Genomic DNA, 16,028 nt, shown 5'->3' on the forward strand with positions numbered 1-16,028 from the left:
GACGTTTACCCAAGGGAAACGGTTGCCTTCGGATTCGCCCGGGTTCTGTCAGGGGTTCCAGAACCCGGGCGGACTCGACAGAAGTCGGTCGGACTCGGTCGGGCTCGCTCGGGATTTCCGTTTTCCTACGGTTGAGGCTCCCCGCGAATCACAGCGAGCACTCCATCCACTTCGTCCGCCTTCACCAGAACGTCGCGCGCCTTGGAGCCCTCGCTCGGCCCGACGATGTTCCTCGACTCCATCAGATCCATCAGCCGGCCCGCCTTGGCGAAACCGACGCGCAGCTTCCGCTGGAGCATCGAGGTCGAGCCGAACTGAGTGGTGACCACCAGCTCGACGGCCTGGCAGAGCAGATCCAGGTCGTCACCGATGTCCTCGTCGATGTCCTTCTTCTTCGCCGTCCCGACCACGACATCGTCGCGGAAGACCGGCGCCATCTGATCCTTGCAGTGCTGGACGATCGCCGCGACTTCGTCCTCGGTCACAAAGGCGCCCTGCATACGGGTCGGCTTGTTCGCGCCCATCGGCAGGAACAGCCCGTCGCCCTTGCCGATCAGCTTCTCCGCGCCCGGCTGATCGAGGATGACCCGGCTGTCCGCCAGCGAGGAGGTCGCGAAAGCGAGCCGGGAGGGCACATTCGCCTTGATCAGACCGGTGACGACATCGACCGAGGGCCGCTGGGTGGCGAGCACGAGATGGATTCCGGCGGCACGGGCCAACTGGGTGATGCGGACGATGGAATCCTCGACGTCACGCGGAGCGACCATCATCAGATCGGCCAGCTCGTCCACGATGACCAGCAGATACGGATAGGGGGACAGCTCGCGCCCGCTGCCCTCCGGCGGCTTGACCTTGCCGTCGCGCACGGCCTGGTTGAAGTCGTCGATGTGCCGGTAGCCGTAGGCGGCGAGATCGTCGTAGCGCAGATCCATCTCGCGTACGACCCACTGGAGCGCCTCGGCGGCCCGCTTGGGGTTGGTGATGATCGGCGTGATCAGATGCGGGATGCCCTCGTACGCGGTCAGTTCGACCCGCTTGGGGTCGACCAGGACCATCCGGACGTCCTCCGGGGTCGCCCGGACCATCACCGAGGTGATCAGACAGTTGATGCAGGACGACTTGCCGGAGCCGGTCGCACCGGCGACCAGCATGTGCGGCATCTTCGCGAGATTGGCCATCACATAGCCGCCCTCGACGTCCTTGCCGAGCGCGACCAGCATGGGATGGTCGTCCTCGGCGGCGTCCGCGAGACGCAGCACATCGCCGAGGTTGACCATCTCGCGGTCGGTGTTGGGGATCTCGATACCGACCGCGGACTTGCCGGGGATCGGGGAGATGATCCGGACATCGGGGCTGGCCACGGCGTACGCGATGTTCTTGGTGAGCGCGGTGATCCGCTCGACCTTCACCGCCGGGCCCAGCTCGACCTCGTACCGGGTGACGGTCGGGCCCCGGGTGAAACCGGTGACCGCCGCGTCGACCTTGAACTCCATGAACACATTGGTGAGCGAGGCGACGATGGCGTCATTGGCGGCGCTGCGCGTCTTGCCGGGACCGCCGCGCTCCAGCAGATCCAGCGAGGGCAGCGCGTAGGTGATGTCCCCGCGCAGCTGGAGCTGTTCGGCGCGCGGCGGGAGCGGTTTGTCGATCGGGGGCGCGGGCTTGGTCAGATCCGCCACGGCGCCGCCCACGGGCCGCTTCTCGGGCTCCCTGGCGGTCGGTACGGGTGCGGGGCGCTCCGGGCGTTCCTGGCGCTCCCCGGGCCCGTCACCGCCCTTGCGCATCCGGTCCACGGAGACGCCCTGCGTGAGGTCGGCGACGATCGGCGAGGGCGGCATCCCGTTGAGCACCGCGCCGTCCAGCGCCGCCGCGGCCGCGGCCGCCACATCCACCGCGTCCATGGGACGGTCGACGGCCGGCTGTACGGAGGCCCGGCGCGGCCCGCGCCGTCTGGAGAGCGCCTCGGCCTCCGCCTGGTCCGGGTCGTACTCCCCGGGCGGGCCGCCCCGGCGCCCGGAGGTACGGCGCACGCCGGCGGGCAGCCCCGCGCGCCACTGGTCGTCGTACCGGTCGTCGTCCCCGTCCCCGTATCGCTCGTACCGCTCGTCGTCGTCCGTCCGCTCCGTCGCGTCGGGGGAGGACAGGATGCCCAGCCGGGTGCCCAGCAGCCGCAGCCGCTGCGGAATGGCGTTGACGGGGGTGGCGGTGACGACCAGCAGACCGAACAGCGTGAGCAGCAGGAGCAGCGGTACGGCGAGGACCTCGCTCATGGTGAAGATCAGCGGCCTGGCGGCGGCCCAGCCGATCAGACCGCCCGCGTCCTGGATCGCCTCGGTGCCCTCACCGCGCCCCGGGGCGCCACAGGCGATATGGACCAGTCCGAGCACACCGACGACCAGCGCGGAGAGCCCGATGACGATCCGTCCGTTGGCCTCGGGCCGCTCGGGATAGAGGATCAGCCGTACGGCGATCGCGCCCAGCAGTATCGGCACCAGCAGATCGAGCCGGCCGAAGGTGCCGGTGACGAGCATCTCGATCAGATCGCCCACCGGACCGCGCAGATTCGACCAGGTGCCGGCCGCGACAATCAGGGCGAGGCCGAGCAGCAGCAGGGCCAGACCGTCCTTGCGATGGGCCGGGTCGAGTCCCTTCGCACCACGCCCCAGGCCGCGGAACATCGCTCCGACGCCATGGGCCGTGCCGAGCCACAGCGCGCGTACGAGCCGGTACACGCCCCCGGTGGGGGACGGCGCGGCCTTGGGCGCGGGGCCGGCGGCCTTCTTGGCGGGCGCCTTCTTGGCCGGTGGTCTTTTCGCGGGCGCCGCCGCCTTCTTCGCCGCCGTCTTCTTGGCGGGTGCCGCCTTCGCGGCGCCGGTCGTACGGCCGGCCCGCGGCTTCGCGGCGCCCGCCGTGCCCTGGGAACCCTTGCCGGACGTACGTGAGGCCATGATGGTGAGGTTACCGGTGTGCACGTCCGTCGACACGTGTGCCTACCGCTTCACCCGTACGTGTCGCCACAAGTCCGGGGAAAACTGACGCCGTTCACCGGATCACCGTTCACGGGATCACGGCCGGAACGTTCACGAAAGCACAGCCGGAACGTTCACGAAAGCACGGCCGGAGCGGCCCTCGCCGGTGGTCAGCTCGGTGAAGGGCCGCTCTCAGCTCTGCGAGGGCAGGGTGGGCGTCCCACTTCCCGTGCCCGGCTCCAGCGCGTCCAGTGCCCGCCGCAGACCGGTGAGTTTGCGCTCCAGATGGGCGGCGGTGGCCACGGCGGAGGCGTCCGCCGAATCGTCGTCGAGCTGCTTGGAGAGCGCTTCGGCCTGCTCCTCAACTGCCGCGAGCCGTCCCGAGAGTTCGGCGAGCAGACCGGCCGGCTCCCTGGTCTCGCCCGCACCGGCCAGCTGGAGTCTGAGCAGCTCGGCCTGCTCCTTGAGCTGGCAGTTCTTCATGTACAGCTCGACGAAGACCGAGACCTTGGCACGCAGCACCCAGGGATCGAACGGCTTCGAGATGTAGTCGACCGCACCCGCCGCGTAACCCCGGAAGGTGTGGTGCGGGCCGTGGTTGATGGCCGTCAGAAAGATGATCGGGATGTCACGCGTCCGCTCACGCCGTTTGATGTGCGCGGCCGTCTCGAACCCGTCCATGCCGGGCATCTGGACATCCAGCAGAATGACCGCGAAGTCGTCCGTCAGCAGCGCTTTGAGCGCTTCCTCCCCGGACGATGCCCGCACCAGCGTCTGATCGAGCGCGGAGAGAATGGCCTCCAGCGCCAGCAGATTCTCCGGCCGGTCATCGACCAGGAGGATCTTGGCCTTCTGCACCATGGCCACCCGCCCTCCTCGCCCCGGCATGGGACGCCCCCCGTTCACGGTGCCCCGCGTCATACCGGGCGCCGCCCCAGGGGACGACTCCCTTACGCCGTCCGTCCTTGTGCCGGTCATGGTAGCCGCACCCCGCCTGTCGCCACACCCTGTCACCGTGATGTCACTGTGCACGAATCGGAAACGTAGCGCGAGACCAGAAGGTTCCCCGAATATCCCCGTCTCACACACCGCGCGGCACAGTCCGTCAGGACATTCTGATGATCCGGCCCTGTCCGCTCCCGCCGGCCGGTCACCTGTCGCGCATCCACTGCTCCATCACCGTCAGGAGATGGTCGGGATCAACCGGCTTGGTCACATAGTCCGAAGCACCCGATTCGAGGGCCTTCTCCCGGTCGCCCTTCATCGCCTTCGCGGTGAGCGCGATGATCGGCAGTCCGGCGAACTGCGGCATCCTGCGGATCGCCGTCGTCGTGGCGTACCCGTCCATCTCGGGCATCATGATGTCCATCAGAACGACCGTCACATCGTCGTGCTGCTCCAGGACTTCGATGCCCTCGCGGCCGTTCTCCGCGTACAGCACGGACAGTCCGTGCTGCTCCAGCACGCTGGTGAGGGCGAAGACATTGCGGATGTCGTCGTCCACGATCAGCACCTTCTCGCCGGCGAAGCTGAACGTACGGGTCTCCCGGACGGTGTCCTGACGGCCCGTACCGCCCGTGCGGGAGCCCCAGGACTCCTGGCGGCCCAGGGAGCCCGTGCCCCCCGCGCGCGGAGCCTGTGCGCCCTGTCCCGACGGCCCGGCACCCTGCGTCCCGGCACCCGGGCTCCTGCGGCGGCGCCGGAACAGCGCGGCGGGACCCGCCGGCTCGGCGTCCGGAGAGGCCGCCTCCGCCTCCTGCCGGCCCGCCGTCTCCCCCGGACCGTCCTCCACCGGGCGCCCCTGCGACCGCACGCCCGCGGGCGTCAACTGCGGATAGCCCTGCGGGGGCAGCTCGCTGGGGTGCAGCGGCAGATAGAGCGTGAACGTGGAACCACGCGCCGGCTCGCTCGCCGCGTGGATCTCACCGCCGAGCAGCCGGGCGATCTCCCGGCTGATGGACAGGCCCAGACCCGTACCGCCGTACTTCCTGCTGGTCGTGCCGTCCGCCTGCTTGAACGCCTCGAAGATCACCCGCATCTTGCTCGCGGCGATACCGATCCCGGTGTCGGTGACCGAGAAGGCGATCAGATCGCCGTCCGCGTCACGCAGCGAACCCGCCTCCAGCAGCTGCTCCCTGATGGCGTGCGGCACATCCGTACCCGCCGGGCGGATCACCAGCTCCACCGCGCCGGAGTCGGTGAACTTCACCGCGTTGGAGAGCAGATTCCGCAGCACCTGCAACAGACGCTGCTCATCGGTGTGCAGGGTCGCGGGCAGCTCCGGCGAGACCCGTACGGAGAAGTCGAGCCCCTTCTCCGCGGTGAGCGGCCGGAACGTCGCCTCCACGTAGTCGACGAGCTGGACCAGCGCGATCCGGGTCGGGCTCACATCCATCTTGCCCGCCTCGACCTTCGACAGATCGAGGATGTCGTTGATGAGCTGGAGCAGATCCGAGCCCGCGCCATGGATCGTCTCCGCGAACTCCACCTGCTTCGGGGAGAGATTCGATTCAGCGTTGTCCGCGAGCAGCTTGGCGAGGATGAGCAGCGAGTTGAGCGGTGTCCGCAGCTCGTGCGACATGTTCGCCAGGAACTCCGACTTGTAGCGCATCGAGACTGCGAGCTGCTCGGCCCGCTCCTCCAGCACCTGCCTGGCCTCTTCGATCTCGGTGTTCTTCACCTCGATGTCGCGGTTCTGCTGCGCCAGCAGCTCCGCCTTCTCCTCCAGCTCGGCGTTGGACTCCTGAAGGGCCTTCTGCCGGTTCTCCAGCTCGGCCGAGCGCTCACGGAGCTGCTCGGTCAGCTCCTGCGACTGCTTCAGCAGCACCTCCGTCTTGGAGTTGACACTGATGGTGTTGACGCTCGTCGCGATCATCTCGGCGATCTGGTTGAGGAAGTCCTTCTGGATATGCGTGAACGGCTGGAACGACGCCAGCTCGATCACTCCGAGGACCTTCCCCTCGAAGAGCACCGGCAGCACGATCACATGCGCCGGTGACGCCTCCCCGAGTCCGGACGAGATCTTGAGATAGCCCGGCGGCACATTGACCTGGATGGTGCGCTTCTCCTCGGCGGCCGTGCCGATGAGCGTCTCGCCGGGCCGGAAGACCGTCGGCATCGACCCGGCCGAGTAGCCGTAACTGCCGCGCATGCACAGCTCGTACGAACCGTCCCTGCCGCCGTCCGGACCGACCGGGGGCACATTGCCGGTCCGCATCGCCACGAAGAACGCGCCGTGCTGCGCCGAGACCACCGGAGTCAGCTCGCTCATGATCAGCGAGGCCACGTCGTCGAGATCGCGGCGGCCCTGCATCAGACCGGAGATACGGGCGAGGTTGCCCTTCAGCCAGTCCTGCTCCTCGTTGGCGAGGGTGGTGTCCCGCAGATTGGCGATCATCGTGTTGATGTTGTCCTGGAGGACCTGGATCTCGCCCGCCGCGTCGACATCGATCTTCAGATTGAGATCGCCCCTGGTCACCGCGGTGGCCACGGCGGCGATCGCGCGCACCTGACGGGTCAGATTGCCCGCCATCTCGTTCACCGACTCGGTGAGGTCGCGCCAGGTGCCGTCGACGTCCCGCACCCGCGCCTGTCCGCCGAGCTGACCGTCCGTACCCACCTCGCGGGCCACCCGGGTCACCTCCTCGGCGAAGGAGGAGAGCTGGTCGACCATGGTGTTGATGGTGTTCTTGAGCTCCTGGATCTCACCGCGCGCGTCGATGTCGATCTTCTTGGTGAGATCGCCCTTCGCGATGGCGGTCGTGACGGTGGCGATCTGGCGCACCTGACCGGTCAGATTGGACGCCATCGAGTTCACCGACTCGGTGAGGTCCTTCCACGTACCCGACACACCGGGCACCCTGGCCTGACCACCCAGTTCGCCCTCGGTGCCCACCTCGCGGGCGACCCGCGTCACCTCGTCCGCGAACGACGACAGCGTCGTCACCATCGTGTTGACGGTGTCGGCGAGCTCCGCGACCTCGCCGCGCGCCTCCACCGTCACCTTCTTCGTCAGATCACCGTTGGCGACCGCGGCCGAGACCCGGGAGATGTTCCGCACCTGACTGGTCAGGTTGTTGGCCATGGTGTTGACGTTGTCGCTGAGGTCCTTCCAGATGCCGGTGACGCCCCGGACCCTGGCCTGGCCGCCGAGGATGCCCTCCGTACCCACCTCACGGGCGACCCGCGTCACCTCGTCCGCGAAGTTCAGGAGCTGGTCGACCATCGTGTTGACGGTCGTGACCAGGTCGAGGATCTCGCCCTTGGCGTCGACCGTGATCTTCTTCGACAGATCGCCCCTGGCGACCGCCGTCGTGACCTCGGCGATATTGCGGACCTGCGAGGTCAGGTTGTTCGCCATGAAGTTGACGGACTGGGTCAGGTCCTTCCAGGTACCGGAGACGCCCTGGACCTCGGCCTGACCGCCGAGGATGCCCTCGGTGCCCACCTCGCGCGCCACCCGGGTGACCTGCTCGGCGAAGTTGGAGAGCTGGTCCACCATCGTGTTGAGGGTGTTCTTCAGCTCCAGGATCTCGCCGCGCGCGTCCACGTCGATCTTCTGCGACAGATCACCCCGCGCCACCGCCGTCGCGACACCCGCGATGTTGCGGACCTGATCGGTCAAGTTCCCGGCCATGCCGTTGACGGAATCCGTCAGATCCCGCCAGACACCCGCCACGCCGGGCACCTTCGCCTGACCGCCGAGCCGGCCGTCCGTACCCACCTCACGCGCGACCCTGGTCACCTGGTCGGCGAAGGCCGAGAGCTGGTCGACCATCGTATTGATGGTGTTCTTCAGCTCCAGGATCTCGCCCCGGGCGTCCACATCGATCTTCTGCGACAGGTCACCCCGCGCCACCGCCGTGGTCACCTGCGCGATCTGACGCACCTGGTCCGTGAGGTTCCCCGCCATGAAGTTGACGGAGTCGGTGAGTTCCTTCCAGGTACCGCTGACGCCGTCCACCCGCGCCTGGCCGCCGAGCCGGCCCTCCGTGCCCACGTCCCGGGCCATCACGGTGACCTGGTCGGCGAAGGAGGAGAGCTGCGACACCATCGTGTTGACGGTGTTCTTCAGCTCCAGCATCTCGCCCGCCACATCGACGGTGACCTTCTGGGTCAGGTCACCGTTCGCGACCGCCGTCGTCACCTGCGCGATGTCCCGCACCTGGCCGGTGAGGTTACGGAAGGCCGTGTTCACCGAATCGGTGAGGTCCTTCCAGGTGCCCGCCGCGCCCGGCACCTCGGCCTGGCCGCCGAGCCGTCCCTCGACACCGACCTCCCGCGCGACCCGGGTGACCTCTGAACCGAACGACTGGAGCTGGTCCACCATCGTGTTGACGGTGTTCTTCAGCTCCAGCATCTCGCCCGCCACATCGACGGTGACCTTCTGCGACAGATCGCCGTTCGCGACCGCCGTCGTCACCTGCGCGATGTCCCGCACCTGAGTCGTCAGATTGCGGAAGACGGTGTTGACCGAGTCCGTGAGGTCCTTCCAGGTCCCGGCGGCCCCCGGCACCTGCGCCTGGCCACCGAGCAGACCCTCGGCGCCGACCTCGCTCGCCACCCGGGTCACTTCGTCCGCGAAGGTACGGAGCGTCTCCGTCATCTGGTTGATCGTCTCGGCGAGCTGCGCCACCTCGCCCCGCGCGCTCACCGTGACCTTCTGCGACAGATCACCGTTGGCGACGGCCGTCGTGACCTCCGCGATACCGCGCACCTGACTGGTCAGGTTGCCGGCCATCGTGTTCACCGAGTCGGTCAGGTCCTTCCAGACCCCCGCCACCCCGGGCACGGTCGCCTGACCGCCCAGCTCGCCCTCGGTGCCGACCTCCCGGGCCACGCGCGTGACCTCGGAGGAGAACGACGAGAGCTGATCCACCATGGTGTTCACGGTGTTCTTCAGCTGGAGCATCTCACCGGCCACATGGACGGTGACCTTGCGTGACAGATCACCCTTGGCCACGGCCGTCGTGACGAGAGCAATATCACGTACCTGAGCGGTCAACCGGTACGCCATCGTGTTGACCGAATCCGTGAGGTCCTTCCACGAACCGGACATGCCGCGCACCTTGGCCTGGCCGCCGAGCTTGCCCTCGGTACCGACCTCCAGCGCCACCCGGGTCACCTCGTCGGTGAACGCCGAGAGCTGGTCGACCAGATTGTTGACCGTACGGGCCACCTTCAGGAACTCGCCCCGCAGCGGCCTCTCCCCACCGTCCGGAGACTGCGAGCGCAGCTCCATCCGCTGCTCCAGATCACCCTCGGCGACCGCCGAGAGCACCCGTCCGACCTCGGAGACGGGCCGCGCCAGATCGTCGACCAGCGCGTTCGACGCGTCGATGGCGGCGGCCCAGGACCCCTCGCAGGCGCCCGTCTCCAGCCGCTCCGTGAGCTTTCCCTCCCGCCCGACCATACGGCGCACCCGGGCCAGCTCACCCGTGAGATGGAGATTGCGGTCGGCGACCTCGTTGAAGACGGCGGCGATCTCCGCCATCACATCGTCACCGGCGACGGTCAGCCGTTTACGGAAGTTGCCGTCCCGCATCGACACCAGGGCGGCCAGCAGTCTCTGCAGCTCTGCCGTGTCCACCTCGGTGGTCCCATTGCTCCGGGACCGTCCGCCTTTCGCGCGCGTACTCGTGCCACGCGCCGCCGTGCCAGACTCCACCGTGTCCCTCCGCAGGGGTTGACCGTACCGCCGGGCTGTCTCCGGAAGCCTGCCCAGTGTTTCACCACGTCCGAACCAGGCCATAACAGTTCGGCAGCAGCTTCGCTTAGCGTCCCCGCCCCTGGAGGGCGGAAACAGCGGCGACCGGCATCCGCTCGGACAGCGAAGGTAAGTAACCTGGCATCCGGCTGTCCAACCACCCCGGTCCGCCCGGCAGGGGGCGGTGTGGCGAAGGTACTACCACCGGGCACCAGGAGGGGCAGGGCCGATCATGGCGGAGCCGGGCGTCGAAACGCGTACGAGGAGTTCTGTGATCACCGCGCGGGCGGCTGCCACCTTCGACCCTGTCGGACGGTCCGTGGCCACTGCCCGCGCATTCGTCCGCGACACGCTCCAGGGCTGGGGCTACGCGGATGTCGTCGACGACGCGGTGGTCCTCACCAGCGAACTCGTCACCAATGCCGTCATCCACGCGGGCACCTCCGCCGACGTGCTCTGCCTCCGTACCGAGGACGGCGTCCGGGTCGAGGTCGCCGACCGCTACCCCGAGCGCGAGATCCCCATCCAGGGCGCCGGACGGTCCTTCGCCAACGCCGACCGCGAGAACGGCAGAGGGCTGCTGCTCTGTGCCGCCCTCGCCTCGCGCTGGGGCGTCGAATACACGTCCACGTACAAGCAGGTCTGGTTCCAGCTCGATCTGCCCCAGCGCCCCGTGGGCACCCGCTCGGCCGGTCCCGTCCTGCCCACCAGTCTGCTGCCGGTCGCCGACGAACGCGTAAGGGTCGCCGTCATCCAGATCGACCGAAGCGCCGCTGTCGTCAACTGGAACGAGGACGCCGAACACATCTTCGGATACGCGGCCGATCAGGTCATCGGAAAACCCCTCCCCGACATCGCCGCCTGGCCGCACACCCCCGGCCTCGGCACCGGGATCGTCGAGGCGCTCCAGCTCTCCCGGTGGGAGGGCAGCTACGGAATCCGCGGCGCCGACGGCCGTGTCATCCCCGTCTACGCCTCCCACCTCAGGGTGCGCGACACCCACGGCGAGCCGTCGACCGTCTGCCTCCTCGTACGCGACTACGAACGCGCCGTCATCCAGACCCCGCTGCGCGCCCCGAGCGAGGCGGGCGCCGAGAGCCGCACCACGGATCCCTTCGAGGTCTTCATCGGCTCCCCCGCCCCCGAAGATCTCGACGGACTCCTCCAGCGCACGGTGGAGCGCGCCCGCGACATGCTCGACGGCGACTCGGCCTTTCTGCTGCTCGCCACGGACGACGAGACGGAGCTGGAGGTACGGGCCTCCACCGGGCTCCCCTCCGCCCGCCAGCGCTTCGCACGCGTCCCCGTGGAGGCGGGTACCGGACGGTACGGCTCCGCACGCATGCCCGCCGTCCACGACGACCTCACGGCCGTCCCGGGCGCCGTCCCGCTGCTCAACGACACCGGGATGCGCTCCGTCGTGACCGTCCCGCTCAAGGTCGAGGGCCGGCTCACCGGATCCCTGGGCGTCGCCGCGGAAGGCGCCGGCCGCTACTCCAACGAGGAGGCGCTGCGCCTCCAGTTCGCCGCGGACCGTATCGCCCTGGCCGTCGAATCGGCCCGCCTCGGTGAACTCGAACGTCTCCGCCGCGGCTCGCTCTCCTTCCTCGTCGAGGCCTCCGATCTGCTCGCCGGGACGCTGGACCGCGACCAGACACTGGCCCTCATGGCCCAGATGACCGTTCCCACCCTCGCCACCTGGTGCGCCGTCTACACGATCGCCGACCAGTCGTCCGACCCGTACCTCTCGTACGTGCTGCACGAGGACGAGGAGCGCATCGACGGTCTCAAGGCCCTCCTCTCCAAAATCAACCCACCGGACCCCGTCCCCACCCCCGGCGCCCGTATCTGGAACGCCCCCTCGGAAGCCGCCCACCAAGCGGCACTGCGCACCTCCATGCGCGAGTTGGGACGGAGTTCCTCCTCGCTCTCCTCTGGCGTGGGCACCACGCTCGCGACGGCCGCGGCGGTCGGCGGCGAGACGGTCGTACTGCCCTTGGTGGCCCGCAACCGGGTCATCGGGATGCTGACTCTCGGCAAGCCCTCGGACGACCATTTCCGCCAGGAGATCCTCGAACTCGCCGAGGACCTCTCACGCCGGGCGGCACTGGCACTCGACAACGCGCGCCTCTACTCCGAGCGCACCGCCATCAGCCAGGCGCTCCAGCGCAGTCTGCTGCCACCGGGTCTGCCCGAGGTGCCGGGTGTCGAGGTCGATGTCATCTACCGCGCCGCGGGCGAAGGCAACGAGGTCGGCGGTGACTTCTACGATCTGTTCCCCATCCGGGACGGTGCCTACGGCTTCGCCATCGGCGATGTCTGCGGTACGGGCCCGGAAGCCGCGGCCGTCACCGGCCTGGCCCGGCACGCGCTCCGGCTGCTGGCCCGCGAGGGCTTCGGCGGACCCGCGGTCCTCGAACGGCTGAACGCGGCGATCCTCGACGAGGGCGCCCGCAGCCGCTTTCTCACCCTGCTGTACGGCGAGTTGTGGCCGCAGGAGGACGGCAGCGCGATCCTCAAGGTGGTCTGCGCCGGCCATCCGCTCCCGCTGCGCCTGCGCCAGGACGGCACGGTCGAACCGGCCGCCGAACCGCAGCCGCTCCTCGGTGTGATGGAAGACCTGGAGCTGTACGAGCAGACGATCACCCTGGACCCGGGCGACGTCCTGCTGTGTGTCACCGACGGAGTCACCGAACGCCGTGAAGGCACACGCATGTTGGGCGACGACGGCCTGGCCGATGTCCTGACGAGCTGCACGGGACTGACGGCCGGCGCGGTCGCCTCCCGTGTCATGCGCGCGGTGGAGCGCTTCGCCGCCGAGCCGGCCTCCGACGACATGGCCATCCTCACGATGCGCGTCCCGGAGCCCCACCCCAGCTAGGACCTGACAACCCCTAGGACCTGACAAAGAAGGCCCCCGCCGGGTGGCGGGGGCCTTACTTCTACGCGGAGCCCCAATACGGAATCGAACCGTAGACCTTCTCCTTACCATGGAGACGCTCTACCGACTGAGCTATTGGGGCGCTGCAACGAGAAGAAGCATACCTGATGCTGAGCCCAGGTCAGAACCTCTCCCCTGAACGGGACTTGAATGTGCCATGAACGGTCCTGGAACGCAGAAATGCCCCGTACCGGATAACCGGCACAGGGCACTTCACACAATAATTGTTCGGCGGCGTCCTACTCTCCCACAGGGTCCCCCCTGCAGTACCATCGGCGCTGTGAGGCTTAGCTTCCGGGTTCGGAATGTAACCGGGCGTTTCCCTCACGCCATGACCACCGAAACACTGTAAAACAACAACCAACCGGATAACACACAGCCGTTCATTGTCTCAGAACTAACACAGTGGACGCGAGCAACTGAGGACAAGCCCTCGGCCTATTAGTACCGGTCAACTCCACCAGTCACCTGGCTTCCATATCCGGCCTATCAACCCAGTCGTCTACTGGGAGCCTTAACCCCTCAAAGGGGGTGGGAGTCCTCATCTCGAAGCAGGCTTCCCGCTTAGATGCTTTCAGCGGTTATCCCTCCCGAACGTAGCCAACCAGCCATGCCCTTGGCAGAACAACTGGCACACCAGAGGTTCGTCCGTCCCGGTCCTCTCGTACTAGGGACAGCCCTTCTCAAGACTCCTACGCGCACAGCGGATAGGGACCGAACTGTCTCACGACGTTCTAAACCCAGCTCGCGTACCGCTTTAATGGGCGAACAGCCCAACCCTTGGGACCGACTCCAGCCCCAGGATGCGACGAGCCGACATCGAGGTGCCAAACCATCCCGTCGATATGGACTCTTGGGGAAGATCAGCCTGTTATCCCCGGGGTACCTTTTATCCGTTGAGCGACGGCGCTTCCACAAGCCACCGCCGGATCACTAGTCCCGACTTTCGTCCCTGCTCGACCCGTCGGTCTCACAGTCAAGCTCCCTTGTGCACTTACACTCAACACCTGATTACCAACCAGGCTGAGGGAACCTTTGGGCGCCTCCGTTACCCTTTAGGAGGCAACCGCCCCAGTTAAACTACCCATCAGACACTGTCCCTGATCCGGATCACGGACCCAGGTTAGACATCCAGCACGACCAGAGTGGTATTTCAACGACGACTCCACCCATACTGGCGTATGAGCTTCAAAGTCTCCCACCTATCCTACACAAGCCGAACCGAACACCAATATCAAACTGTAGTAAAGGTCCCGGGGTCTTTCCGTCCTGCTGCGCGAAACGAGCATCTTTACTCGTAATGCAATTTCACCGGGCCTATGGTTGAGACAGTCGAGAAGTCGTTACGCCATTCGTGCAGGTCGGAACTTACCCGACAAGGAATTTCGCTACCTTAGGATGGTTATAGTTACCACCGCCGTTTACTGGCGCTTAAGTTCTCAGCCTCGCCAACCCGAAGATTGACTAACCGGTCCCCTTAACGTTCCAGCACCGGGCAGGCGTCAGTCCGTATACATCGCCTTACGGCTTCGCACGGACCTGTGTTTTTAGTAAACAGTCGCTTCTCGCTGGTCTCTGCGGCCACCCCAAGCTCACACTGCAAGAGTGATCACCTAGTGTGGCCCCCCTTCTCCCGAAGTTACGGGGGCATTTTGCCGAGTTCCTTAACCATAGTTCACCCGAACGCCTCGGTATTCTCTACCAGACCACCTGAGTCGGTTTAGGGTACGGGCCGCCATGAAACTCGCTAGAGGCTTTTCTCGACAGCATAGGATCATCCACTTCACCACAATCGGCTCGGCATCAGGTCTCAGACACATGTTGCACGGATTTACCTGCACAACGCCCTACACCCTTACCCCGGGACAACCACCGCCCGGGATGGACTACCTTCCTGCGTCACCCCATCGCTTACCTACTACAGGTCTGGTCCGACGGCTCCACCACTTCCCTTTGCCCGAAGGCTCCAGGACGGCTTCACGGTCTTAGCATCGTCTGATTCGATACTGGGCGTTTCAAAGCGGGTACCGGAATATCAACCGGTTGTCCATCGACTACGCCTGTCGGCCTCGCCTTAGGTCCCGACTTACCCTGGGCAGATCAGCTTGACCCAGGAACCCTTAGTCAATCGGCGCACACGTTTCCCACGTGTGTATCGCTACTCATGCCTGCATTCTCACTCGTGAACCGTCCACCACTCGCTTACGCGGCGGCTTCACCCGGCACACGACGCTCCCCTACCCATCACAGTCCCCGTTGGGGGTACATACTGCAATGACACGACTTCGGCGGTACGCTTGAGCCCCGCTACATTGTCGGCGCGGAATCACTTGACCAGTGAGCTATTACGCACTCTTTCAAGGATGGCTGCTTCTAAGCCAACCTCCTGGTTGTCTCTGCGACTCCACATCCTTTCCCACTTAGCGTACGCTTAGGGGCCTTAGTCGATGCTCTGGGCTGTTTCCCTCTCGACCATGGAGCTTATCCCCCACAGTCTCACTGCCGCGCTCTCACTTACCGGCATTCGGAGTTTGGCTAAGGTCAGTAACCCGGTAGGGCCCATCGCCTATCCAGTGCTCTACCTCCGGCAAGAAACACACGACGCTGCACCTAAATGCATTTCGGGGAGAACCAGCTATCACGGAGTTTGATTGGCCTTTCACCCCTAACCACAGGTCATCCCCCAGGTTTTCAACCCTGGTGGGTTCGGTCCTCCACGACCTCTTACAGCCGCTTCAACCTGCCCATGGCTAGATCACTCCGCTTCGGGTCTTGAGCGCGCTACTAAACCGCCCTATTCGGACTCGCTTTCGCTACGGCTACCCCACACGGGTTAACCTCGCAACACACCGCAAACTCGCAGGCTCATTCTTCAAAAGGCACGCAGTCACGACGCACCGAGTAAACTCGATGCGCGACGCTCCCACGGCTTGTAGGCACACGGTTTCAGGTACTATTTCACTCCGCTCCCGCGGTACTTTTCACCATTCCCTCACGGTACTATCCGCTATCGGTCACCAGGGAATATTTAGGCTTAGCGGGTGGTCCCGCCAGATTCACACGGGATTTCTCGGGCCCCGTGCTACTTGGGTGATTCTCAAACGAGCCGTACAGATTTCAGCTACGGGGGTCTTACCCTCTACGCCGGACCTTTCGCATGTCCTTCGCCTACCCATACGGTTTCTGACTCGCCGACCGGCCGGCAGACCGATCAAGAGAACTCCCACAACCCCTGAAACGCAACCCCTGCCGGGTATCACACGTCACAGGTTTGGCCTCATCCGGTTTCGCTCGCCACTACTCCCGGAATCACGGTTGTTTTCTCTTCCTGAGGGTACTGAGATGTTTCACTTCCCCTCGTTCCCTCCACACTGCCTATGTGTTCAGCAGCGGGTGACAGCCCATGACGACT

4 protein-coding genes, 1 tRNA gene and 2 rRNA genes (1 of these 7 cut by a window edge) are annotated in these 16,028 nt (G+C 66.1%); 1 reads left to right on the plus strand and 6 read right to left on the minus strand.

From position 1 onward, the window contains the following. Positions 1-125: 125 nt before the first annotated feature. From OG214_RS10415 to OG214_RS10425, 3 genes are all read right to left on the minus strand, one after another. Positions 126-2,948, minus strand: coding sequence for a DNA translocase FtsK (locus OG214_RS10415; protein ID WP_405984591.1), 2,823 nt, complete (start codon positions 2,946-2,948; stop codon positions 126-128). Positions 2,949-3,161: 213 nt separating this feature from the next. Next, positions 3,162-3,830 carry a response regulator gene (locus tag OG214_RS10420; protein WP_363081305.1) on the minus strand — a complete coding sequence of 223 codons (669 nt, stop codon included), beginning with the start codon at positions 3,828-3,830 and terminating at the stop codon, positions 3,162-3,164. A 289-nt stretch (positions 3,831-4,119) separates the two neighbouring features. After that, complete coding sequence (locus tag OG214_RS10425) at positions 4,120-9,636, minus strand: HAMP domain-containing protein (protein WP_405984592.1); 5,517 nt, start codon at positions 9,634-9,636, stop codon at positions 4,120-4,122. A 271-nt stretch (positions 9,637-9,907) separates the two neighbouring features. Here OG214_RS10425 and OG214_RS10430 point away from each other — a divergent pair, with 271 nt between their 5' ends. Continuing rightward, complete coding sequence (locus OG214_RS10430; RefSeq protein WP_363081288.1) at positions 9,908-12,556, plus strand: SpoIIE family protein phosphatase; 2,649 nt, start codon at positions 9,908-9,910, stop codon at positions 12,554-12,556. 69 nt (positions 12,557-12,625) lie between these two features. On the opposite strand, the gene OG214_RS10435 is transcribed toward OG214_RS10430, so the two are convergent. The 3 genes from OG214_RS10435 to OG214_RS10445 all read right to left on the minus strand — a co-directional run. Further along, positions 12,626-12,698: transfer RNA gene (locus OG214_RS10435), tRNA-Thr, on the minus strand. 144 nt (positions 12,699-12,842) lie between these two features. After that, a 5S ribosomal RNA gene (gene rrf / locus OG214_RS10440) occupies positions 12,843-12,959 on the minus strand. A 78-nt stretch (positions 12,960-13,037) separates the two neighbouring features. Next, positions 13,038-16,028: ribosomal RNA gene (locus OG214_RS10445) — 23S ribosomal RNA — on the minus strand; it runs 133 nt beyond the window's last position.

The organism is Streptomyces sp. NBC_00872, assembly GCF_045161915.1.
GTDB lineage: Bacteria > Actinomycetota > Actinomycetes > Streptomycetales > Streptomycetaceae > Streptomyces.